The sequence below is a fragment of the Sphingomicrobium sp. XHP0239 genome (assembly GCF_039555325.1).
GTDB lineage: Bacteria > Pseudomonadota > Alphaproteobacteria > Sphingomonadales > Sphingomonadaceae > Sphingomicrobium > Sphingomicrobium maritimum.
In genome coordinates this window covers 1208313-1231180 of record NZ_CP154608.1, presented here as the reverse complement: position 1 = coordinate 1231180, position 22868 = coordinate 1208313, and the positions used below count along the sequence as shown (strand labels likewise).

Here is a 22868-nt window from a genome sequence, read left to right as displayed (position 1 = left end):
ATCAGTCATGGTTTGACTTTCGAACGGAACGCTCTTGAGCAGTCCGTCTACGGACCCCCACCCGGATTGAGAAGTCGTTGCCGCCGCCGTGTGGATACAGTGCCATATCGATCACTCGTATTCAGATAGTTGGCAGTCGATCCGAACTTATTCGGACAACCTCGCTCTAGTTCGGACCGACGGCTTTCCTCGGCTCGTTGTAGAGGTAGCGCCATACGCCCCAGCCGTTGATCGCCAAGAGGACGATGTTCATTGCGGTCAACGGCATCCCACCACCCGTCAGTCCGGAATAGATCCACAAAACGCTCACACCGACGAAAAGCAGGAAGCCGTAGCCGGTCATTTTCCGGCTGTGATCGATTGCAATCATCAGGGCCGCCACGATCGCACCGATCGATGCGATCCATTCCACGGGGCCGTCCATCTCAATCTCCTTTGGCTGAGCGGTATACCTAATGCCAAAAGCGAATGGGCGCCTCGAAGAAACGGTAAACCTCGATCAGTCTGCGGAACGGCCTGGGGAGCGCATGCGCTGACTCTTCGAACAGAAGAAGGAGGTCGAGATGTCGGACAGGGAAACGGACAAGGAAAAGCGTGAGAAGGTTCGCCTTGCCGTCGGCGCGATCGCCGGGCTGGCGGTCGCTGCCGGCGCAGCGGCGGTGGGCGCTTCCAAGCTGAGATCGTCTAGGTCTGGCTCCGGAGACGCCCCTCGTTTCGCTCGACGCAACCAAGACGGCGATCTCGCCCTTGTCGGGCGTAGCGTCACGATCCGGAAGGATCGGCAGGAGTTGTTCGACTATTTTCGGGATTTTCAGAACCTGCCCTCCTTCATGGAGAACCTCGATCGCATCGAACCGAAAGGCGGCGATCGTAACGTCTGGGTGATCCGCGCACCCGCGGGGCAGACGGTGGACGTAGAAACCGTCGTTTCCGGCGAAAAGAACGGAGAGTTCATCGCCTGGAAATCGGTCGAAGGATCCGACATCACGACTTCGGGCAAGGTCACGTTCGAGGATGCTCCCGGCGATCGGGGCACTCGGGTCGGGATCGATCTCGCCTACGACCCGCCCGCCGGTGTTCTCGGCCGCGGCGTCGCCAAGCTGTTCCTTCGCGAACCCGCCATTCAGGCCCGCCACGACCTCAAACGATTCAAGATGCTGATGGAAACGGGCGAAATCGCGACCTCGGCGCGAACCAAGGATCAACAGCGATCCGTCAAGCAGCAGGAGAACGGATGATGCGCGCACTGACATGGCAAGGCACAAAGGACGTCCGCGTCGAAACCGTCTCGGATCCCGAGATCGTCAATCCCCGCGATGCCATCCTCAAGGTGACGAGCACCGCCATCTGCGGCTCCGACCTCCATCTTTATGATGGCGTCATTCCGGGCGTGCAGTCGGGCGACGTCCTGGGTCACGAATTCATGGGCGAGGTTGTCGAGACGGGACCGGACAGCACGCTCAAGAAAGGGCAGCGCGTCGTCGTTCCTTTCACCATCAGTTGCGGACAATGCTTTCATTGCGCGGTCCAGCAATACAGCTGCTGCTCCAATTCGAATCCCGTGGAGAAGCAGGACATGTCGGCGACGCTGTACGGCCATGCGATGGCCGGGCTGTTCGGCTATTCGCACCTGACCGGAGGCTATTCGGGAGGGCAGGCGGAATATGTGCGCGTCCCGTTCTCGGACGTCGGCCCGATCGTCATCCCCGACCATCTGGACGACGACAAGGTCCTGTTCCTATCCGACATTCTTCCTACCGGATGGATGGGCGCGGAGAACGCCGAGATTCAGCCCGACGATACCGTGGCCGTCTGGGGCTGTGGCCCGGTCGGACTGTTCGCGATCCAGTCGGCGATCACTATGGGCGCTTCCAAGGTCATCGCAATCGACCATTACCCTCATCGTCTGGAGCTCGCGAAAAAACTGGGGGCCGACACCCTCAACTTCCACGATGTCGATGTGCGCGAAGCATTGATGGAAATGTCGGGCGGAATCGGTGTCGATGCCGTCATCGATGCTGTGGGTATGGAATCGCATGGCTTCGGCATCGACAACATGCTCGACGTGGTGAAGCAGAAGGTCGGCTTCGGCGCGGATCGCGCGAGCGCGCTCAAACAGGCCATCCTCGCCTGTCGCCGCGGAGGGAGGGTCTCGATTCCTGGCGTCTATGGCGGAATGACCGACCAGTTCCCCCTGGGGGCGCTCATGGAAAAGGGTCTGCAGGTCCGATCAGGCCAGACCCATGTCCAGAAGTATACCAAGGACCTGCTGGAGAAGATCGAGGACGGGACGATCGACACGACCTTCCTCATCTCTCACCATCTGCCTCTCGAAGATGCGGCCAAGGGCTATGAGAATTTCAGTTCGAAGCAGAACGAATGGACGAAGGTCGTCCTCAAGCCCGGAATGGAGACTGTCTCGTGAGCAAGAACAAGATCGACAGGCTGACCGGCTTTGCCGTCATCACGGGTGCCTCGAGTGGCATCGGTCTCGAACTGGCACGTCGGGCCGGCGAGGACGGTGTCGCCCTGTTGCTGGTAGCGGATCGGCCGCTAGACGACGGAGTTACAGCCGCGAGGGAGGGGGGTGCGACGGAGATCGAGACCCTTCGTACCGACCTCGACACCGAACAGGGGATCGACGAACTGATGGAGGCGATCGGGTCACGCCCGGTCGATGCCCTTATCGCCAATGCCGGACAGGGGCAGGGGGGCAAGTTTCTCGAAACCGACTGGCCCTCGATCAAGAAGGTTCTGGACACGAACGTCACGGGCACGATCTCCCTGATCCACCGCATCGGGCGGCGGATGCTGCAAGCCAACCATGGTCGCATCCTCGTTACGGGGTCCATCGTGGGTGACATGCCGGGACCCTTCAATCTCACCTACAATTCAACGAAGGCGTTCATCGACGATTTTGTCGTCGGTCTTGCCGAGGAAATGCGGGACAGCGATGTCACGGTATCGAGCCTGCTTCCCGGCGTGACGGACACCGAATTTTTCGAGCGCGCCGACCTCGATGGGGGCGGGATGGACGATGCGCCCAAAGCCGATCCGAAAAAGGTCGCTCGCAACGGCTATCAGGCGATGCTGGACGGCGAAACGCAGGAGGTCAGCGGCTTCCTCAACAAGTTGCAGTTCGCTGCCGCCGGAATCATTCCGGATGAACTGATGGCGAAGGTGCATCGCCGGATGATGAAACCGGCTGTCGAAAAGGACTGACGGGTTAGGCCGTGGCGAGACGCCTTTGGCCCCACCGCATCGCTTCTGCCGAGAGCCGGGAGCATGAAAAAAAGGGCCGGTAGCGACCGCATTATGTCGCTACCGGCCCTTCGGCTTCTGAGGATGTGGGTTGGTCCCTAAGCGGGCCCGGCCTCTTCCATCCTACGGTCGGCGCGTTCGACCATTTCGTCCTTTTTCTGCATGGCCTGGCGTTCGGCATCCATCGCCTTGTCCTCGGCGCGGTCGATTGCCTTCCGACCCGTGTCGCCGAGATACTCGCGCTCGGTGCGGGTCGAGGGAACAGCAGCGCCTGCCACCGCTCCGACTGCTGCGGCGATCAGTCCACCGATCATCGGATTGTCGAAAAAGGCTTCCTTGCCGCGGCGGGCGGCTTGCTTTCCCTTTTCCGCCGCGTGGCGACCGCCCTCGGCGATGTCGTGACCCCGCTGACGTGCCGCCGACGCAAACTGGTCGCGCTTCTCGCGAATGCGGTCGGTCGCGTCGTTCAACCTCTGACGATAGGCATGATCGTCCTCGTCATGGTTTCTCTCGATCAGCAGGTAGGAACCCCGATGCTCGTCGCGGCGGCGCTGGTAGGAAAGCTCGTCCTCGTCCTGACGACGCTCGAAGCGCGACATGTGATCGACGTAGCCGCGATGATCGGGATCGTAGGTGTCGCCCCAGGCTTGGTCGTCGTCGAAGTTCGTCTTGGACTTGTTGGACGTGAAGGCCGACGGCTTGGCATCGGCATCGCTGATCAGCCAGATTGTCCCGGCAGAGATTAGGCCAAGCGCCAGCGGATTGCGGCGTGCGCCGTCGAGAAGATAGCGAGCATCGATCCCGTTCTCGTCTGCCTTGTCGAGCAGTTCGTTGAACAGGTTGCGGGGCGTGAACCGGTCGCCGATCCGGTTGACCGTTTCACCCATTTCGTCCTGCGTGCGCTTGATGTCGGCTTCGATCGCGTCCGGATCGTGGGTGTCTGTCGTGTTCATGATGCGGTTCCTTCGTGTTGGTGGGGATGAGCGACCGCGTCGGGGGCGCGTTCGACCGTCTCGATCGTCCGCGTGGGCGCAAGGTTGCTCTTGTCCAGTTTCGACTTGGCAGAGGCATAGACGATGCCGGCGATCAGCAGGGTCGCCAGACCGACCAGCAACGTCGCCAGATCGCGATCGCCCATCGCATCGCCGATAAGATAGGCGATGCCCATGAGCGTGACGCCGAGGCCGGCAATACCGAGCACGGCGGCTCCCATCATCCCACCGATCGAGGCTTTGATGTCGCGCGAAGTTTCGCGCATTTCCGCCTGAACGAGGTTGATCTGCTGTTGTGCGAGATGGGCGCTCTGACTGCTCAGCTTTCCGACCAGATCGACGATATTCTCATCGTGTCGTGGTTCCGGGTTCATCGCGAACCACCCGGCGTCTTCACCGACGGCGTGCCACCAACGGGCGTCGCCGCAGGTCGATCGGGTGCGGTCGTGCCGATGGCACCGCGACCCCAGTCGTCGTCGCGATCGCCGACACGCTGCGACATACGGGTCTGAAGCGGTTCGTCGAAATCCTGATCGCGGGACTGTCGGTTGTTCGAGCCGAGCGGAATATCCTCATGCTCTTCCGCACCGGCTCTCAGGAACCGTGCGGCCGCGAAGCCGACAGCGGCGGAGGCGGCGAGGAAGGCGGTGGGATTGTCACGCGCGAAACGGCGCGTCTCTCCGGCGAGTTCACGCGGGCTCTTGTCCTGGACGCGCCTGGCAACGTCGTCGACCTGGCGAGCGGCGCTCGAGAAAGCCGATGCGAGCCAGTCGGGCGTATCGCCGTCATTCCGCATTTCATCGGCAGCCGTTTGAATGGCCGAAGATGCCGAGCGGGCGCCCGAAGCAATGCGGTCCTTTTCCTGCCGGGCGCGGCCCTCGGCCTGCTCTTTGGCAGTCTCTTTCAGGTCGTGCGCGTCCCGTTCGATATCGCGCTTCGCACCTTCGGGGTTTGTTCGATCGTATGGCGGGGCTTGTTGAGTCATTACGCTCTCCTGTTCAAATCGCCCCCCATGAGACGAAGCAAGAGAAGCCGCCCATAGTTCCGTGAGCAGCAAAAAAGCCCGTTTTTTTCAGTGCTCTAACAAAAGTTAGACGACAGGTCGCTTTTTCGAGCCAAACGCCTTGCGACGAACGGCGGTGCGCGTTCGGCGCTGGTTGCGAGGATCAGATGCCCGCGTACCATTCGTAGTTGGCGCGATCTTCCCACAGGCCGCCACGGCCCCCCGCGATGCGCCGGAAATCCTCGATCGCCTCGATCCGCATCACGAATTTCGCGTGCTTGTAACCAAGCTGCCGTTCGACCCGCAGCCGTACGGGGGCACCGTTTCCTTCGGGCAATGCCTCGCCGTTCAGGACCCAGGCCATGATGGTCTGCGGATGATAGGCATCGATCAGGTCGATGGTCTCGTAGTAGGGGTCGTTTCCATAGAGATCGGCGCAGTGGAAAAGCAGGTAGTTGGCACTGTCCCGAAGTCCCGCGATGTCGAGAATACGGCCGAGTTGCGGTCCGGTCCACTGACCGATCGCGCTCCATCCCTCCACGCAATCGTGACGGGTTATCTGGGTGCGCTGCGGCAAACCTTTCAGCTGCGCCATCGAGATCGACAAGGGACGCTCGACGAGGCCGTCGACCCGCAATCTCCAGTTAGCGAAGCCCTCGGCTAGGTGCCGCTGGTAGCTGTCATTCTCGACCGTCCGGGTTCCGTTCACTCGAAACACCGGGGATCGGTCCTCGGGCCGGTATTCTCGCGCCAGCGCCAAGCGGTCCGTAAGGAGACGATGCGACCCCTCGTTCAGCTTTTCGAACTGATCGAGAAAGCGATTGAACGTGGGATCTTCATTGAGCGCGTCGCATCCCGACAGCGCCAATCCGCCGCCTGCAGCGGACAGGCCGACGAGCATTTTGCGGCGGCTGATCAGGCGGTCGCTCATTCGGCGGCCTCCGGCAGGGGGTCGCGCCGGTCTGGCTGCTCGCTTCGACCGGGGATCCGGAACCGTCCCGAGATCATCGAACGGATTTCGTTGATGGGCCCCGCGGCTACCACCATGGCGACATGGACGAAGAAGAAACCGAGCAGCGCGAACGCGAAGATGAAGTGCAACGAACGCGCCGACTGTCGTCCGCCGAACAGGTCGAGGAGGAAGGGCAAGGTCGCATTGAACCCCGGCGACATGGTGAGGCCCGTGAGGATGATGCCGGGCAGGAACAGGAACAGCACGACCGCATAGCTCAATTTCTGAAGCACATTGTAGTCGAGCGCCGCAGCCCCGGTCGGAAAGCGCAGGCGGGCATGATCCTTGATGTCTTGCCAGATGTGCCGCGGGCTGAGTTCATTCCGTCGGAATTTCAGGTCGCGCTGGAAATGACGGTTCACCAGCGACACGATCGTGTAGGCCAGCAGCGAGAAAGACAGGATCCACGCGAAGGCCAGATGCCAGCGCCGCCCCTCGGACAGCGAATAGCCGGAGGGAATTGTCGCCCACCACGGGAAGGCGCGGGTGCGAGTGACGCCCTCCTTGTCGTCGTAGACGCCGAGCACTCCGGTGGTCGTGATATCGACCGATCCGACCTGGACGAAACCGCGCCCGTTCTCGTCGTCGATGACCAACCAGGGCGTGTCGTAGTTCGCACCGTAGGAGCCCCAGTAGAGCCGCGGATGGGCATTGAAGATCATGAATCCGCTCATCAGCATGACGAAGAAAGCGACCACGTTGGTCCAGTGCCACAGCCGCGTCGATAGCCGATGTCGCTTGACCACGTCTCCCGGTCGAACCGTCTTGCTATCCGTCATGCCCCTATCCCTATCCGATCACGAAGACCCTATCCAGCGGCGCGTCGTATTGCGCCGCACGCTTCGCGGGTCAGAGGCGGGGCGGCGGTTCTAGCCAGCGATCGCCATCGGGACCGGTTTCGCGCTTCCAGAAAGGCGCATCATGTTTCAACCGTTCCATGAGGGTGTCGAGCGCGTCGAGCGCTGCGCGGCGGTGAGGGGCGGCGGTGGCGGCGAACATGATGGGTTGGGCTGGGGTCATCGTACCGTAGCGATGGATGATCTGCACGGCGGTCAAGGCGAAGGTCTCGCGGATCTCGCTGGCAATCGTCTGGAGCGCGCGTTCGGTGAAGCCCGGATAGTGATCCAGCGTCAGCATATCGATGCCGTCGCCGCGCACGGTACCGACAAAACTCGCGACCGCGCCTTCGCCCGCCCGAGGAAGGAAGGCAGCGAGAGCTTCACCGGGATCGAAGGAAGTTGCTTGCACGGTAACGGTCATGCGCGGCGCTCCAGCAATTCGGTGCCGCTCTGGTAGAGCATGTAGAGCGCGACGAGAATGATGATCGCTGCGAAGGCCTTGGTCAGGGCACCTTTGGCCGAGAGCGTACGGGCGGCGCGCGTGCCCGCGGTAGAACCGAGCAGTCCGCCCGCGATGAAGAGGCCCGCAAGCGACCAATCGACAAGCCCCGACAGGGCGTAATTGACGGCGGTGGTCAGTCCAAAGGCCGTCACCGCCACGAGGCTGGTCCCGACCGCGCCGAGCATCGCGATCCCGCTGGCGGCGATGAGCGCCGGGACGATCAGGAAGCCGCCGCCGATACCGAAGAAACCCGAGAGTGCGCCAGCACCAAGACCGAACAGTGCCAGACGGACCGGCTCGAATTTCGCGCGTTGTCCGCTTCCGCGATCGCCGCGCCTCAGCATGAGAACGGCGATGGCGATCATCAGGATGGCGAAGAGGAAGAGCAGCCCCTGTCCGTCGAATGCCTTTCCGAGCGTCGAGCCGCCTGCTGCACCAATTACCCCAGCGGCGGCGAAGACCAGCCCCTCGCGCCACTGGACATTGCCCGCACGTGCATGGCCGCCGAGCCCAAGTGCCGCGTTCGCGGCAACGGCGAGCGCAGACGTTCCGATCGCGACGTGTGGTTCGCGCACGCCGACGAGGTAGACCATCAACGGCACCGCGAGGATCGATCCGCCGCCGCCGATCAGTCCTAGTGTGAAGCCGACCAGCGCGCCTGAAAACAGGCCCGTCGCAATATCCCACCATTCGATCACGCCGAATCGCCTAGCGCGTCGGCGCGCCGGCGACCAATTGCTCGACCACCTGCGGATCGGCGAGGGTCGACGTATCGCCGAGGTTCGACGTGTCGCCCTCCGCAATTTTTCGAAGGATGCGGCGCATGATTTTTCCTGAACGGGTCTTGGGAAGACCGGGGGCGTAGTGGAGGTGGTCGGGCGTGGCGATAGGACCGATTTCCTTGCGGACATGGCGGGTCAGTTCGGCGGCAAGGTCGTCGTCGGCGGCGACGTCAGCGTTCAACGTGACGTATGCGTAGATACCCTGACCCTTGATGTCGTGGGGAAAGCCGACAACGGCGGCCTCGGCAACCTTGGGGTGGAGGACGAGTGCGCTTTCGATTTCGGCGGTCCCTATTCGGTGGCCCGAAACATTGATCACATCGTCCACGCGGCCGGTGATCCAATAGTATCCGTCGGCGTCGCGGCGGCAGCCGTCGCCGGTAAAATAGCGACCCGGATAGGCGCTGAAATAGGTTTGCACGAAGCGTTCGTGATCGCCGTAGACCGTCCGCGCCTGTCCGGGCCAGCTGGCGGCGATGGTGAGATTACCCTCGGCTTCGCCGTCGAGGATATTGCCGTCGGCGTCGAACATTTCCGGCTGCACGCCGAAGAAGGGAAGGCCCGCGCTGCCGGGCTTCATCGCGTGAGCGGCGGGCAGGGTCGTGATCATGTGACCGCCGGTCTCGGTCTGCCACCAAGTATCGACCACCGCGCAACGCTCGTCGCCGACGACCTCGTAATACCAGCGCCAGGCTTCGGGATTGATCGGCTCGCCGACCGTGCCGAGGACGCGCAGCGAGGAGCGGTCGTGCCTCGTGACGTGCATGTCCCCCTCGCGCATCAGTGCGCGAATGGCGGTCGGGGCAGTGTAGAAGCTGTTCACGCCGTGCTTCGCGACGACCTGCCAGAAACGGCCTGCGTCGGGCCAGGTGGGCACGCCCTCGAACAGGAGGCTGGTCGCGCGATTGATGAGCGGGCCGTAGACGATGTAACTATGCCCCGTGACCCAGCCGATGTCCGCGGTGCACCAGTAAATCTCGCCTTCGCGATAGTCGAACGTCAGCTCGAATGTCATGGCCGCCCAGACGCCATAGCCGCCGGTGGTGTGGACGACCCCCTTTGGCTTCCCGGTCGATCCCGACGTGTAGAGGATGAAAAGCGGATCTTCCGCGTGCATGGGCTCGCAAGGGCAGGGTGCATCGGACGCGGCGTCGTGGAGCCATTGGTCGCGACCCTCGATCCAGTCGATCGGCTCGCCGGTATTGCGGATGACAAGGACGCCGCTGACGTCCACACCGTCGCGCGAGAGGGCAGCGTCGACGTTGGCCTTCAGCGGAACGGTCATGCCACCGCGTCTTCCGGCATCTGCAGTGACGACGAACCGGCTGTCGCAATCGACGATCCGTCCCGCGAGCGCATCGGGCGAGAAGCCGCCGAATACCACCGAATGCACCGCGCCCAGCCGTGCACAGGCGAGCATCGCGATCGCGCCTTCGGGAGTCATCGGCATGTAGATGGTGACGCGAGATCCCTTCGTGACGCCGATCGCCTTCAGCGCATTGGCGAAGCGGACCGTCTCGCGCTGGAGGTCGGCATAGGTGAGGCGGCGGACCTCGTCGGCGGGATCGTCGGGTTCGAAGAGCATCGCGACCTGATCGCCGTGTCCGGATTCGACGTGACGGTCGACCGCGTTGTGGCAGAGATTGAGGATGCCGTCCTCGTACCAGCGTATGTCGACGGGATCGAACGACCAGTCGCCCGCCTTGGTCGGCTCGGTCGCCCAGTCGAGGCGCTTTGCCTGATCCAGCCAGAAAGCATCGCCACCCCCGATCGAACGGCGATACATGTCGTCGTACCGATCGGCATCGATATGAGCGTCAGAGCTGATGGGGGGCGGGACTATCATGCCTGTCTCTCCTGAAATTCGGGGCGAGCATAGCATGGTCGGGTCGCGCCGGAAGGCGGATGGACGGCAAGGGGATTGCGACGGGCGGATCGACAGGTAAGTTGAGTACCGAATTACCCGCGAAAGGACGACGGCATGCGACTTCTCGTTACCACATTGGCCCTGACGCTCGCCCTTCCGGCGCCCGCTCTCGCGCAATCGGTCGAGGCGCAACTGCCGCAGGCGCTCGAGACGCCGCTCCTGTCGCTGAATGTCAGCGAAACCGTGACGACGCCCGCCGACATCGTGCGGTTGAATATCGGCGTGTTGGCGCAGAGTGCGAACGCCAGCGACGCGATGGCAGAAGCAACACGCACCATCGCGGCCATCCGTTCCGCAATCGTGGCAGCCGGGGTCGAGCCGGAGGACATCGATACGCGGACGATCTCTCTGGGTCGTTGGCGCGAGCGGGATCCCGACACTCGGGACTACATCGACCGCGGTTTTCAGGCGACTTCGACCGTACAGGTCGAAGCACCGCTCACTCTCGACATCGTCGGAATGATCGAGGACGTGACCCTCGCCGGCGCGAACGATGTCAACGGGCCCTATTTCGACTTCGAGGATCGATTGGGGCTGCGCCGCGAAGCACGCGAGCGCGCCGTCGAACGGGCCCGCGAGGAAGCGGACGAATATGCGCGGCTCTTCGGCTTTTCGAGAGCGCGGCTCGTCGAAGTGGGGGTCGGAGCATCGACCAATCGCAGTCCCATCAGGGTAACGGGAAGCGCGGTGGGCGCCCCGCCTCCGCCGCCTCCGCCGCCGCCGCCGCCGGCTCCCGGCGGGGGTGGGATCGGCGCGGACATCGGCGAGAGCGTGTCGCTACAGCTGACCTTCGCGTTGGTACGTTAGCCCTCGACGATGTCGTCCCAGCCGTGGCGCTGCGCCTCGGCCTTGAAGAAGGGACAGACGGGGGCGATCCTCCAGCCCTTTTCCTTCGCATACTTGTAGGCGCGCTCGGCGAGTTTCTCGACGAGGCCTTGGCCGCGCGCTGCGGGCGGCACGTAAGTATGGTCGATCATGATCAGCTTGTCGTTGGTACGGCTGAAGGTCATTTCGGCCGCTTCGTCGCTGTCCTTCGGTTGGAGGTGCCAGCGGCCACGGCCGTTTTCTTCGTTAAATTGGATGTCCATGCACCGCGCAACCGTTGGGCGGGCGGGAAGGTTGCCCGCGGCGTGCCGAATGACCGCTACGAACTCCACTCGGAGAGCGCGGCGATCACTGTGAGAAAATTCGTGGCGGTCTATGCAGCGACGGATGCCCGTTCGGCGGTCGGCGCATCGAGCCGGCGCGCCAGTCCGACCATCAGATAGATCAGCGGGGGGAACAGGATCGCCGAAAGGACGACCTTCGCGAGCATCTGCCCGGCCATCAGGTTGGCGATCGGAAAGACCCCGTAGAAGGCGATCGAGATGAAGATGAGCGTGTCGAGCGCCTGGCTGACCATCCCCGCGACCGCGCTGCGCAGCCACAGAAGCCGTCCGCCCGCACGCCGCATCCGGTCGAAGATCCAGACGTTGAGAAGCGTCGAAATACCGTAGGCCACGATCCCTCCGAGCCAGATCCGCGGGGTCGAGGCGAGCAGCAGATTGAAAGCGGAAAGCCGCTCCGCCTCCATCTCGGGTGCGGCGGGGAGCGCGAGGATCAAGACCGTCAGCGCGCTGGCGACCAAGAGCGGTACGAAGCCGAGAAAGACCATCCGCCGCCCCGTCGTCGCGCCGAACAGTTCGGTCACCGCCGAGGTTGTCACCACCAACAGGAGGAATGCGAAGATCCCTGCTTCGACTGCCAAGGTGCCGAACCCGGGCACGGGGAACAATTCGACCTGCTTGTTCGCGAACACGCCCGCGATGCACACCATTCCGCCGTAGAAGACGGCGAGTGCGAAAAGAGACTTGGGGATGGAAACGGGGGCGGGGCGATGCGGCTGGTCGGTCATGGCGCGATTGTCTGCCGTCTCGTTGCGGCAAAGGAAAGGCTTTTGATTGACGCCCCGCAGGGGCGCCGTTAGCGACGGCGCTTCTCTTCATCCCGGGGTAGGGGGCGCAGCAGGAATGAGCGACACGCGCTTCGATATCGTGGCGATGGGTGATGCCATCGTCGACGTGATCGCGCCTTGCGATCCGTCGTTCCTGACGGAAAATCACCTTCCCGCGGGATCGATGCAGCTGCTGGACCCGGCGCAGGCCGACGCACTGTACGCCAAGATGGGCGTGGCGGAGGAACATTCGGGCGGGTCGGCGGCCAACAGCATGGCCGGGATCGCCGCAATGGGTGGCAAGGCGGCCTTCATCGGCCAGGTTGCGGACGATCAGTTCGGTGGCATCTTCGCGCACGATCTGAAATCGCTCGGCGTCGCCTTCGATACCCCTCCGCTCGATCCACAAGCAGGTCTACCGACGGGACGCTGTCTGATACTGGTGACGCCTGATGGGCAGCGCACGATGAACACCGCCCCGGGCGCCAGCCACGAATTGTCGGCCGACGCGATCGACCCCGATCTGATCCGCGAAAGTGGCATCCTCTACCTCGAAGGCTATCTGTTCGGACCGGAAAAGCCCCGTGCGGCCATGATGGCGGCGCGGCGGATCGCGCACGAAGCCAAGCGGGAAGTCGCCTTCACTCTTTCCGAAAGCGTCTGCATCGCCGAGCGGCGCGATCCGTTCCTCGAAATGATCAACGGCCGAGGTGTCGATATCCTCTTCTGCAATGCCGACGAGGTGCGCATGCTTACCGGAGCGAACGATACCGATACGGCCGTTGCATCGCTTCGTTTGTCGGTTCCTACCATCGTGGTGACCGATGGCCCGAATGGCGCGGCGGCATGGCAGGACGGCCGGGCGGTGAAGGTTCCGGCTGCACCTGTGGACCGGATCGTCGACACTACCGGAGCGGGCGATCTCTTTGCGGCCGGCTTCCTCGTAGCGCGGGCGAAGGGCGCGGATCTCGAGAAATCCTTGCAGACCGGCGCGATCGCCGCCGCGGAGGTCATTTCGCATTACGGCGCGCGTCCCGGTGCGGACCTCGGCAAACGGATCGACCTGTGACGCTCCGGCGGATTGCCATCTATTGCGGCCACCAGGCGGGCGAGAAGCCCGCCTATCGCGAAATGGCCGTCGCACTGGCCGAGGCGATGGCCGCGCGCGGTATCGACCTCGTCTACGGGGGCGGCAAGCTGGGGCTGATGGGGATCGTCGCCGACACCGTGCTGGAGGCGGGCGGCAAGGTCTATGGCGTCATTCCGCAAAGTCTTGTCGACGTCGAAGTCGCGCACCAGGGCCTGACCGAACTCCATCCCGTGCCGGGGATGCACGAACGCAAGGCCAAGATGACCGAACTGACGGATGCGTTCGTGTGCCTTCCGGGTGGAATCGGGACGATGGACGAATTGATGGAAGCATGGACGTGGAACGCGCTCGGCTATCACGCCAAGCCCTTCTGCCTCCTCAACGTCGATGGTTTCTGGGACGGTTTCGCGTCCTTCTGCGATACCGTTCGCGACGAGGGATTCATGAGCGCCGACCGGCGGGACCAGCTGTTGATGGCACACGATCCCGTCGAAGCGATCGAGAAGCTGGACGCCGCGGCGACGAAGCGCCAACAAGGCATGGTCTGGTAGAGCGCCGGGGAGGGCGACACATGCAAATCCTGATGAGTATCGCGGGTATCGCGGTCATCCTCTTGCTCGCCTTGCTGCTGTCGACGGACCGCCGCGCGATCCGGCTTCGGGTCGTCGGCGCGGCTTTCGCGCTACAGGCTGCGATCGCGGCGCTCGTGCTGGCGACCGACGGCGGTGCGGCGGCGCTTGAGTGGATGGCGGGGGGCGTTTCCGCGCTTCTCGGCTACTCGGCAGCGGGCACGCAATTCATCTTCGGTCCCATCGCCGACCCCGAAATCGGCGGCAACAGCTTCGCCATCGCGGCGCTTCCGGTAATCGTCTTCTTCGCCGCGCTGATCGCGATCCTCTATCATGTCGGCGTGATGCAGCTGATCATCAAATGGGTCGGCGGCGGGCTCCAAAAAATCACCGGGATCACCAAGGTCGAAAGCCTTGCCAGCGGCGCGAATATCTTCGTGGGCCAGTCGGAAAGCCCGCTGGTCGTCAAACCCTATCTCGCCAATCTGGCGCCCAGCCAGCTGTTTACGATCATGGCGGTGGGAATGGCGGGTGTCGCCGGAACCATTCTCGCTGCCTACGCAGCGATGGGGATCGACATCGAATATCTGCTCGCCGCCGCTTTCATGAGCGCGCCGGGCGGCATCCTGATGGCCAAGATCATCATGCCGGATCCGCGCGTCATCGTCGAAGGCGAAGGCGCCGACGTGGCGCTGAAGAAGGCGCCTGGCGACGGGGTCACTGCGGCGCTCGAGGACCATGTCGACGAGGTCGATCCCCACGAGGGCGAGGAAAAGCCGGCCAACATCATCATGGCCGCCGCGATGGGCGCGCAGACCGGCGTGAAGCTCGCCGTCGCGGTCGCTGCAATGGTGCTGAGTTTCGTCGCATTGGTCGCCCTGGCGAACGGTATCCTGGGCGGTGTCGGCGGCTGGTTCGGGGTCGAGGGCCTGACCTTCCAGCAGATCGTCGGCTACCTGTTCCAGCCGATTATGTATCTGATCGGCGTGCCGTGGGACGAGGCCAATGTCGCGGGCGGTCTGTTCGGGACCAAGGTGGTTCTGAACGAATTCGTCGCCTTTATCGAACTCGGCGGGCTGGAGGGCCTCTCGCCTCGCACGGTGGCGATCGTGACCTTCGCTTTGTGCGGCTTCGCCAACTTCAGCTCGATCGCGATCCAGATGGCGGTGACCGGCGGCCTCGCGCCCAATCAGCGCCCCACCATCGCTCGGCTTGGCCTCCGCGCATTGGCGGCGGGCAGCCTCGCCAACCTGATGAGCGCGGCGTTGGCGGGTCTGTTGCTCAGCCTCTGATCTGCCTGCCTTCGCACCGGATTTGCGCGCCCCGACCCGCGGCGCTAGGAAACGTCTCATGAACGCCACGATCACGTCCGACACCGTCGCTTCGGTCAGCCTGTCTCAAGCGGACGATCCCGCTTTTTCTCGCGAACTCGGCGAGAGTTTCGTCACCTACGGGTTCGCGATCGTCCGCGATCACGGGATTCCGCAGGAACTGATCGAACGGGCCGAGGAGAAGTCGAAGGAATTTTTCGCGCTCCCCGAAGAGGTGAAGCGGCAATATTTCATTGAGGGTATGGGTGGCGCGCGCGGCCTCACGCCTTTTGGGATCGAAACCGCCAAGGGTGCCAAGGCCCACGATCTGAAGGAATTCTATCACGTCGGGCGCGAACTGCCCGAGGGTCATCGGTTCGCCGAGGTGATGCCGCCCAACGTCTGGCCCGATGAAGTCGCGGGTTTCCGCGAGACCTTTCTCGAACTCTATGACGCCTTCGACGCGGCTGGGCGCAAGGTGCTGGCCGCCATCGCCGATTATCTGGACATCGACACCGACTGGTTCCTCGACAGCGTGCGGGAGGGGAATTCGGTGATGCGGCTCCTGCACTATCCGCCGCAAGACGAGCCGACCGGCGAGCACATCCGCGCCGGCGCCCATGAAGACATCAATACGATCACGCTGCTTCTGGGCGCCGAGGAAGCGGGACTTCAGCTGCAGACCCGGGATGGCGAATGGTTGGACGTGCTGCCCAAGCCCGGCGAACTCGTCATCAACATCGGCGACATGTTGCAAAGACTGACCAACGGCAAGCTTCGATCGACCAGTCATCGGGTCATCAATCCCGCGCCCGAGCGGGCGAGCAAGGCACGCTATTCGATGCCCTTCTTCCTGCACTTCCGACCCGACTTCACGATCGAGGCGCTGCCGAGCACCGTTCCCGCAGGAGAACAGCCGCAGTGGGAGCCCATCAATAGCCACGATTACCTGATGGAGCGGCTTCGCGAGATCAAGCTGGCATGACGCTGGCGCTTTTCGCCTCGATCGCGGTGGCGACCGCGCATACGGTGGCGGAGACGGCCTATCGCGCCGCGATGAATGCCTTTTTTCGATCCGAGCCCGAATAGTCCGTTCCCCCCGGACAACCGGTCGATCAAATCGGACCGCAAAAGGAGAAGTAAGAATGGCCCGCTTGTCGGAGAGTATCGCAGAGTTGCGGCGGGACGGCGATCGCTACACCATCGATGCGCCCGAGGAATGGGCGCAGGGGCGCACGCTATACGGGGGCATGACGCTCGCGCTCGCGTACGAGGCGGCCCGACGTTACTTCGACGATCTGCCACCGCTGGTCAGTGCGCAATGCGTTTTCGTCGGCCCCGCGCAAGGCAAACTCCATTTTCTTCCCGGTCTGCTGCGGCGGGGGCGCTCCACGACGATGGTGGCGGTCGAGGCGGTGGGGGACGACGGTCCCGTGCTGCGCGCCAGTTTCGTCTTTGCCCATCCGCGTGACAGCGGGGTGACGATCGGAGCGCCGCCGATCACCGACGCCGACGATCCCGAGAGCTCGCGCTCGCTTTTCCCCGAAGGCGATGGCCGTGCGCCCGGCTTCACTCGCAATTTCGACATGCGCCTCGGCGCCGGCCAGCAGGGTGGGACCGGTGGTGATCCCATGATGGCGGTCTGGACCCGCTTTACCGAACCACCGGGCGTCGATCCCGTCACTGCGCTTCTCGCCATTGCCGATGCCCCGCCTCCCGCCGCGATCGTCCGTTTTCCGGTGATGGGACCGCTATCGAGCGTGACGTGGCACATCGACATTCTGACGATCCCGGACAACATGGACGGCTGGTTTCTGGCGCGAGCTGAGGCGGATCGCGCTTCACGCGGCATGACGACGCAGGACATGAAATTGTGGAGCGCTGACGGCGATTGCCTCGCGATCGGGCGCCAGCAGATCGCGATCTTCGTCTAGGCGAGAAGGCCCTTTACCGGCATTCGCGGTTCGGCGATCGGTGCAACGTCGTAACGCCCCTTGTCGACGACCACGCAGTTGCGTCCCTTTCGCTTGGCGGCATAGAGCGCGCGGTCGGCGCGGCCCAGCGCGACCGACAGCGCTTCGTCGGCGTCATAGCAGGCGATCCCGAAGCTGATCGTCGTTTCGGCCGGAGGGGTGGAGGGAAGGGCGTGGTCGGCCTCCCCGAACTGGCGGCGCAACCGGTCGAGAATCAGCTTGCCCGAACGACAATCCATGTCGGGCAGCAGGATGGCGAATTCGTCGCCGCCCATTCGTCCCGCGATCGGCGAGGTCGCCGAAAGCATGAACGCAAGATCGGCGATCACGCGATCCCCCGCCGCATGGCCGAGCCGGTCGTTGATGCGCTTGAACTTGTCGATATCGCAGAACGCGACGACGCCTCTGCGCCCGCGCGCGTCCTCGGCACGTGCCATGAAGGCATCGCGGCGGTAGAGGCCGGTGGCGTCGTCGCGGGTCGAACGACGAAGCAGCTGACCCATGAGCTGCGAGAGGCTTCGCCACATCAGGAACAGGACGATGAGGCTGGCCATCGCGCCCAGCGCGGTCAGGAACATGTCGTGCGCGGGCGAGAAGACGAACGCCGTGTCCGGCGTGGCCAGCGAATGGGACAGCAGCCAGTGAGGCACATGATAGGCGTAATAGCCGGAAATGCCGACGAGCAAGGCGATCAGCGGTGCATCGAGCGGATGGCGGGTCTCGGCGTGCCACAGGCGCCACGCGCATTCGACTGCGACCGCGGCCAGCGTCGTCTTTAGCATGACACCGGGAATGAGATAGGGAGCGCCCGCGAGCAGTAACGTGGCGGCAAGACCGGTCGCCGCAGCGACAATCAGCCAGAATGTTCGATGCGTCTGGTGCTGTCCGGTCAGCAGGCGGATCGAGCGACTGACAGCATAGAAGCACAGCGGCATTCCGACGAACGCGACGAGAATTTCATAGCGCGACGGGGACAGCACGCTGAACGCAAGCGACTGTCCGATCGCGATCAAGAGCCCGCCCATCAACCATCCCAGCGCACTCTGGCGGCCCAGCGCCAGGTGAATTGCGGCCATCTTGACGCCCAGAAAGACGAACACGCCCAGCTGGAGTGCAAAGAGACTGACGGTTGGTGCCATGGGTGGGAATGGCTTTCGGTTGGTTCGACACGGGAACTCGCCTCATCAACGCGGCAGGTCCGCGATGGTGCCACCCTTGACGTCTATTCGCCATCCTGAAGATTGTCCGGCCCGAAACCGTCGGGGAGGAGGCCGTGGATCGTGCGCCGTTCGATCTGCTGCCCATCGCCGGATGCCGCAAGAATCTCGATATCGCGGCCGGCGACGTGCGAGGCTTCGAGGATCGCCTGCCGACAGCCGCCGCACGGCATGACCGGCTGATCCCCCGCCAGCGCGATGCCCGATCCGTCTCCGCCCGCGACCGCGATCCGAGCGACACGGGCCAGCCCGAAGCGGTGTTGCGCCGCGGTCAGCGCGCTCTGTTCGGCACACAGACCAAGCCGGTAACAGGCGTTTTCCAGGTTGGCGCCGGTGACGATATCGCCGTCGACGCTCTCGATGGCGCAGCCGACCGAGAAACCGGAGTAGGGAGCGTAGGCACGCAGCGCGGCGTCGCGAGCCGCGGCAATCAGCTTATCGGTGCTCACCGTTCGCGAAGCGTGCGTTTCGGAATGCGAATTCCGACGACCGTGCCATCGGAACTGCTGTTCACCTCGATCTTACCCTTCAGCGAGGCAACGAGATCGCGCACGATCCGCGCGCCCAGATTGCCTTTCTTGGGCCAGTCGCTGTCATCGGGCAGGCCGTGTCCATCGTCGTCCACTTCGAGAAGGACATGGTCCCCGCCGTCGCGAAGACGGATCTCGATCCGCCCCTGCTCGTCGGGGTCGAACGCATGTTGGAGCGCGTTGGTCATGAGTTCGGAAACCAGCAACCCGACATGGCTTGCGGCATCGATGCTGGCCTCGAACGTCTCCACCTCGATGTTGACGACGATATCGCGATGTCCGTCCAGCATGTTGAGCGCGCTTGCCACGCGGCTGATGTAGGCACCCAGACCCACGGTCTGACCCTTGCCTGTGCCGCTCTTGGCGAAGTCCTGATAGAGCAGGTTCAGTGCTTCGACCCGGTTACCCAGAATATCGAGGCTGGCCTTGGGATCGGTGGTCTTGCGCGATTCCATGCGAATAAGGCCGAGCAGAAGCTGAAGATGGTTCTTGACCCGGTGCTGTACCTCGCGAAGCGACTTGTCGAGTTCGTCGGCGCGGCGTTCCTGCTCTCCCGATCCGTCATGTTCTAGCTGGATGCCCAGGAAGAAGCTGAGGTCGCCATCATCGTCGTGCAAAGGTGAGATCAGCAGGCGGTTCACGAACGGGCTGCCGTCGGCGCGATAGTTGCGGATATCGACGCTCACCTCGCGCCCTTCGGTGATCGCGGTGCGCAGCCGGTCGCGATCCGCCTCGTTGGTGTCCTCGCCCTGCAGGAAACGGCAGTTACGCCCGATCGCCATATGCGAACTGTAGCCCGTCACGCGAACGAAATTATCGTTCACATAGACGATGGGATTGTCCTCGAGATTCGGATCGGTAATGCAGATCGAGAAGGGCAGATCGCCGAACGACCGGCTCTCGATGGTCTCGGCAATACTCTTCGGCCGCCCGCCGCCCTCTTTCATTCCGCTGTCCCCAAGCAATCCTTCGGCAAAGTCATGGCAGATTGCCGCGCCCGATGGCAAGCGTCAGCGCAGCGGAGGTTCGTCGAAGCTCCGCAGTTTCCGGCTGTGCAGGCCGTCGCCTTCGTGCCGCAGATGTTCGAGTGCGGCGATGCCGATCCGAAGGTGCTGGCTGATCGCTTTTTCGTAGAAGGCATTGGCCTGTCCCGGCAGCTTCAGTTCGCCGTGCAGCGGTTTGTCGGAGACGCAAAGCAACGTGCCGAAAGGAACCCTGAACCGATAACCCTGTGCGGCGACGGTGGCGCTTTCCATGTCGATTCCGACCGCACGGCTCTGGTTGAAGCGCATCGCGGACAGGGTGTAGCGTAATTCCCAGTTGCGATCGTCGGTGGTGACGACGGTACCGGTTCGCAGCCGCTTCTTGAGCTCGTCCTCGCCTTCGCCCGTGACATCGATCGCGGCATTGAAGAGCGCAGTCTGGACCTCCGCGATGGCGGGGATGGGAATTTCCACCGGCAGCATCTCATCGAGCACATGGTCGTCGCGAAGGTAGGCGTGGGCGAGGACATAGTCGCCGATCGTCTGGCTGGGCCGGAGCCCGCCGCAATGGCCGATCATCAACCATGCCTCGGGCCGGAGAACCGCGATATGGTCGCAGATCGTCTTGGCGTTGGACGGGCCGACGCCGATATTGACGAGGCTGACCCCTTCACCGTCTTCCGCAATCAGGTGATAGGCTGGCATCTGGTGGCGCCGCCACGTCCCCGCCGCGATCTGCGCCTCGGCGTCGGTCAGCTGGCCACGCTCGTAATATCCTCCCGGCACGCTGAAGGCGACGAACCGGCTGTCGTCGCGGCGCAACTCGTCGATGGCAAAGCGTACGAATTCGTCGACGTAGCGGACATAGTTGGTGAACAGCACGTAACGCTGGAAATGCCACGGGGAGGTTCCGCTGTAATGTTTCAAACGGGCGAGACTGAAGTCGGTCCGCGGCCCGTCGAACAACGCGAGCGGGCGGCTGGGGTGAAGCGAGAAGTCCCACACGCCGTCCGCGACCTCGTCGCCGATCAGCTCGAGATCGGTCGACGGGAACCAGCGCGACAGTTCGGACGACGAAATTCCCGACAGGTCGAGGTCGAGTTGGTCGAGGACGAAGGGGTAGGGGATCTCGCTATGACTTCGCCCGACCGAAACGGTCACGTCATAGTCTCGCACGAGGTGCGCGAGCTGTTCCTTCAGATAGGCACGGAACATCGCCGGGCGCGCGACCGAAGTGATGTACGTTCCGGGGGTGTTGAGGCGCGCGAAGGCGCGGCCGGGAACGGGTACTTCGCCGCGCGGGTCGTGATCCACTCGCAGCTCGGGATAGGCGAACAGTCCCCCGCGCCGCGCATCCTCGCCGGGCCGCTCGCCATCGGCCGCATAGGCGCCGAGGGCAGCATGAAGATTGGCGACACTCTTCTCGTAAATGGCCTCAAGCTCATCGAGGAGGCCGTCGATCTCGTCTTCATTCGTCATGGGCGCGCGTCCTGACCCGAAACGGGGCGAGGCGCAAGAGGATCAGGATCGCGTCCGGCGCAACATCCACATCGCGATCGGTTCGGATCGCTCGTCCATGCTGTTGAGAAGGACGACCGCGCCGCGTCCCGTACCGGGCTCGACCCACAGCGAGGTGGAGAAGCCGCCCGTTCCTCCGTTGTGCAGCCAGAAGGTCTGTTGACCGACATCGACCTGGATCAGACCGAGGCCGATCTCGGCCTGGCCCATCGCGGCGACCGGATCGGCGGCGATCATCGCGACATGGCGTTCCCATCGTTCGGTCGGATCGGCAATGATGCGACCGAATGCGATCATGTCCTCAAGCGTGGAGACCAGCGCACCCGCGGGTGCCAGCATGGCCAGGTCCCACGGCGGCGTTACATCTCCGTTCGCGTAGGCGGTGACCAGACCGTCCTTCTGGAAGTCGGTTTGTCCGAGTTGCATCGGTCGCACGATCCGCTCAATGAGCAGCGTCTCGTACGGTTGCCCCGCCGCGCGGGCGAGGGCCTGCCCGAGCAGCGCGAAACCGGCATTGGAATAGGCGAACTCGGCTTCCGGTTCCGCATCGGGCTCGACGCCTTCGACCCATTCCAGAAACGCGGCCTCGTCGAACTCCGAGTAGGGATTTGCCTGGTCTGGCGCGAAGGCCGACCCGCCCACGAACATGTTGTAAGGCAGACCCGGCAGCCCGCTCCGGTGCCGTGCCAACATGCGCAGCGTGATCCCCGGTGCCTGCGCCAAGGCTCCGTCGGGCAGGTAGTCGGTCACCGGATCGTCGAGCGCGACCTCCCCGGCCAGCACCATGTCCGCGAGGAGAAGGCTGGTGAAGAGCTTCGTGATCGATCCGATCTCGAATCGTGTCTCGGCGTCCGCTTCGCCGACAGCGAAGGTCTGCGCCGCGCCATTCGCGTCGAACCGCGCGGCCACGGCGACATACCCGGGCTTGTCAGCAACCAGTTCCGCCAGACGTTCACGGACGGCGGTGTCGGCCGGACGCTTTCAGTCGTCGCCGGAAGCGGCCTCGGCATCGGGGCTCCAGTCGGAGCGTTCGAGGGTCAGCGGCAGTTCGCCCGGGCCCTGCTTAAAGGTGCCAACGAAGGCCTCGCCGTTCCAGGTGCCTTCGTAAGAGGCGCTCACTTCGGGAATGTTGATGGTCAGGACATTGGCTTCGAGGGCAACGCCATTGACGGGCAGACCGCCGCCCCCCTGATCGGGGCTGTAGGCCATTGCCTCAAGCGCGCCGTCGCCATCCTCGTCGGACAGATCGATGACGAAGCGAAGCGGCATGCCCGGAATTTCCAGCATTCCTTCCCATGTGCCGATCGCGTCGGCGGGGGCAATATCCTGCGCATGGGCAGGGGCGGCGAACAGCGTCAGCGCTGCGAGGGGGGCGAGATACTTCATGATCGACAGCATAAGCCCAATCGCGCGTCGGTCCAGAGTCG

General features: G+C 63.5%; 26 protein-coding genes. 9 read left to right on the top strand and 17 right to left on the bottom strand.

All coding sequences use genetic code 11. The features are described 5' to 3' along the window. Positions 1-166: 166 nt before the first annotated feature. Entirely contained in the window at positions 167-424 is a 258-nt protein-coding gene (locus WJT74_RS06215; RefSeq protein WP_343342833.1) for a hypothetical protein, read from the bottom strand. A gap of 139 nt (positions 425-563) precedes the next feature. Here WJT74_RS06215 and WJT74_RS06210 point away from each other — a divergent pair, with 139 nt between their 5' ends. From WJT74_RS06210 to WJT74_RS06200, 3 genes are read left to right on the top strand one after another with little or no spacing between them, the layout of a single operon-like run. After that, entirely contained in the window at positions 564-1238 is a 675-nt protein-coding gene (locus WJT74_RS06210; protein ID WP_343342831.1) for an SRPBCC family protein, read from the top strand. Then, a complete protein-coding gene (locus WJT74_RS06205) occupies positions 1238-2425 on the top strand; it encodes a zinc-dependent alcohol dehydrogenase (RefSeq protein ID WP_343342829.1) in 1188 nt (395 codons plus the stop codon). The genes WJT74_RS06210 and WJT74_RS06205 overlap by 1 nt, the downstream gene beginning before the upstream one ends. Then, entirely contained in the window at positions 2422-3222 is an 801-nt protein-coding gene (locus WJT74_RS06200; RefSeq protein WP_343342827.1) for an SDR family NAD(P)-dependent oxidoreductase, read from the top strand. Before WJT74_RS06205 ends, WJT74_RS06200 begins: the two co-directional genes overlap by 4 nt. Before the next feature lie 137 nt (positions 3223-3359). Here the strand turns inward: WJT74_RS06200 and WJT74_RS06195 are convergent, their stop codons facing one another. From WJT74_RS06195 to acs, 8 genes are all read right to left on the bottom strand, one after another. After that, the gene (locus tag WJT74_RS06195; RefSeq protein WP_343342825.1) at positions 3360-4214 is read right to left on the bottom strand and encodes a DUF3618 domain-containing protein; all 855 of its coding nucleotides are present in this window, start codon (positions 4212-4214) and stop codon (positions 3360-3362) included. Next, positions 4211-4627, bottom strand: coding sequence for a phage holin family protein (locus WJT74_RS06190; RefSeq protein WP_343342823.1), 417 nt, complete (start codon positions 4625-4627; stop codon positions 4211-4213). Before WJT74_RS06190 ends, WJT74_RS06195 begins: the two co-directional genes overlap by 4 nt. After that, a complete protein-coding gene (locus WJT74_RS06185) occupies positions 4624-5310 on the bottom strand; it encodes a hypothetical protein (protein ID WP_343342821.1) in 687 nt (228 codons plus the stop codon). Before WJT74_RS06185 ends, WJT74_RS06190 begins: the two co-directional genes overlap by 4 nt. A 109-nt stretch (positions 5311-5419) precedes the next feature. Continuing rightward, positions 5420-6187 (bottom strand): molybdopterin-dependent oxidoreductase, encoded by a 768-nt coding sequence (locus tag WJT74_RS06180; RefSeq protein ID WP_343342819.1) that lies wholly within the window; start codon positions 6185-6187, stop codon positions 5420-5422. Further along, entirely contained in the window at positions 6184-7047 is an 864-nt protein-coding gene (locus WJT74_RS06175; protein ID WP_343342817.1) for a cytochrome b/b6 domain-containing protein, read from the bottom strand. Before WJT74_RS06175 ends, WJT74_RS06180 begins: the two co-directional genes overlap by 4 nt. Positions 7048-7117: 70 nt before the next feature. Then, complete coding sequence (locus WJT74_RS06170; RefSeq protein ID WP_343342815.1) at positions 7118-7528, bottom strand: molybdenum cofactor biosynthesis protein MoaE; 411 nt, start codon at positions 7526-7528, stop codon at positions 7118-7120. Then, positions 7525-8307, bottom strand: coding sequence for a sulfite exporter TauE/SafE family protein (locus WJT74_RS06165; protein ID WP_343342813.1), 783 nt, complete (start codon positions 8305-8307; stop codon positions 7525-7527). Before WJT74_RS06165 ends, WJT74_RS06170 begins: the two co-directional genes overlap by 4 nt. Positions 8308-8317: 10 nt before the next feature. After that, a complete protein-coding gene (gene acs / locus WJT74_RS06160) occupies positions 8318-10237 on the bottom strand; it encodes an acetate--CoA ligase (RefSeq protein ID WP_343342811.1) in 1920 nt (639 codons plus the stop codon). Between the two features lie 135 nt (positions 10238-10372). On the opposite strand from acs, the gene WJT74_RS06155 reads away from it, so the two are divergent. Then, positions 10373-11125 (top strand): SIMPL domain-containing protein, encoded by a 753-nt coding sequence (locus WJT74_RS06155; RefSeq protein WP_343342809.1) that lies wholly within the window; start codon positions 10373-10375, stop codon positions 11123-11125. Here WJT74_RS06155 and WJT74_RS06150 read toward each other — a convergent pair. Both WJT74_RS06150 and WJT74_RS06145 read right to left on the bottom strand, forming a co-directional pair. Then, positions 11122-11406 (bottom strand): GNAT family N-acetyltransferase, encoded by a 285-nt coding sequence (locus WJT74_RS06150; RefSeq protein ID WP_343342807.1) that lies wholly within the window; start codon positions 11404-11406, stop codon positions 11122-11124. The genes WJT74_RS06155 and WJT74_RS06150 overlap by 4 nt on opposite strands. Before the next feature lie 110 nt (positions 11407-11516). Continuing rightward, a complete protein-coding gene (locus WJT74_RS06145) occupies positions 11517-12212 on the bottom strand; it encodes a queuosine precursor transporter (RefSeq protein WP_343342806.1) in 696 nt (231 codons plus the stop codon). Between the two features lie 115 nt (positions 12213-12327). Between WJT74_RS06145 and WJT74_RS06140 the strand changes: the two genes are divergently transcribed. From WJT74_RS06140 to WJT74_RS06120, 5 genes are all read left to right on the top strand, one after another. Beyond that, positions 12328-13320 (top strand): adenosine kinase, encoded by a 993-nt coding sequence (locus tag WJT74_RS06140; protein ID WP_343342804.1) that lies wholly within the window; start codon positions 12328-12330, stop codon positions 13318-13320. Beyond that, positions 13317-13892 (top strand): TIGR00730 family Rossman fold protein, encoded by a 576-nt coding sequence (locus WJT74_RS06135; protein WP_343342802.1) that lies wholly within the window; start codon positions 13317-13319, stop codon positions 13890-13892. The genes WJT74_RS06140 and WJT74_RS06135 overlap by 4 nt, the downstream gene beginning before the upstream one ends. Positions 13893-13912: 20 nt before the next feature. Beyond that, positions 13913-15202 (top strand): NupC/NupG family nucleoside CNT transporter, encoded by a 1290-nt coding sequence (locus WJT74_RS06130; RefSeq protein ID WP_343342800.1) that lies wholly within the window; start codon positions 13913-13915, stop codon positions 15200-15202. 58 nt (positions 15203-15260) lie between these two features. After that, positions 15261-16205 carry an isopenicillin N synthase family dioxygenase gene (locus WJT74_RS06125; RefSeq protein ID WP_343342798.1) on the top strand — a complete coding sequence of 315 codons (945 nt, stop codon included), beginning with the start codon at positions 15261-15263 and terminating at the stop codon, positions 16203-16205. A 160-nt stretch (positions 16206-16365) separates the two neighbouring features. Then, entirely contained in the window at positions 16366-17154 is a 789-nt protein-coding gene (locus tag WJT74_RS06120) for a thioesterase family protein (RefSeq protein WP_343342796.1), read from the top strand. Here the strand turns inward: WJT74_RS06120 and WJT74_RS06115 are convergent. The 6 genes from WJT74_RS06115 to WJT74_RS06090 all read right to left on the bottom strand — a co-directional run bounded on the left by WJT74_RS06115 (position 17151) and on the right by WJT74_RS06090 (position 22827). Further along, positions 17151-18332: a GGDEF domain-containing protein gene (locus WJT74_RS06115; protein ID WP_343342794.1), complete on the bottom strand. Its 1182-nt coding sequence runs from the start codon at positions 18330-18332 to the stop codon at positions 17151-17153. The genes WJT74_RS06120 and WJT74_RS06115 overlap by 4 nt on opposite strands. Positions 18333-18415: 83 nt before the next feature. Continuing rightward, positions 18416-18859 (bottom strand): cytidine deaminase, encoded by a 444-nt coding sequence (locus WJT74_RS06110; protein WP_343342792.1) that lies wholly within the window; start codon positions 18857-18859, stop codon positions 18416-18418. After that, positions 18856-19887: a PAS domain-containing protein gene (locus WJT74_RS06105; protein ID WP_343342790.1), complete on the bottom strand. Its 1032-nt coding sequence runs from the start codon at positions 19885-19887 to the stop codon at positions 18856-18858. The genes WJT74_RS06110 and WJT74_RS06105 overlap by 4 nt, the downstream gene beginning before the upstream one ends. Before the next feature lie 63 nt (positions 19888-19950). Next, positions 19951-21402 carry an AMP nucleosidase gene (locus WJT74_RS06100; protein WP_343348063.1) on the bottom strand — a complete coding sequence of 484 codons (1452 nt, stop codon included), beginning with the start codon at positions 21400-21402 and terminating at the stop codon, positions 19951-19953. Positions 21403-21444: 42 nt separating this feature from the next. Beyond that, positions 21445-22350 (bottom strand): serine hydrolase domain-containing protein, encoded by a 906-nt coding sequence (locus WJT74_RS06095; RefSeq protein WP_343348061.1) that lies wholly within the window; start codon positions 22348-22350, stop codon positions 21445-21447. Positions 22351-22422: 72 nt separating this feature from the next. Further along, on the bottom strand, positions 22423-22827 hold the full coding sequence (locus tag WJT74_RS06090; RefSeq protein WP_343348059.1) for a hypothetical protein: 405 nt from the start codon (positions 22825-22827) through the stop codon (positions 22423-22425). Positions 22828-22868 lie beyond the last annotated feature (41 nt).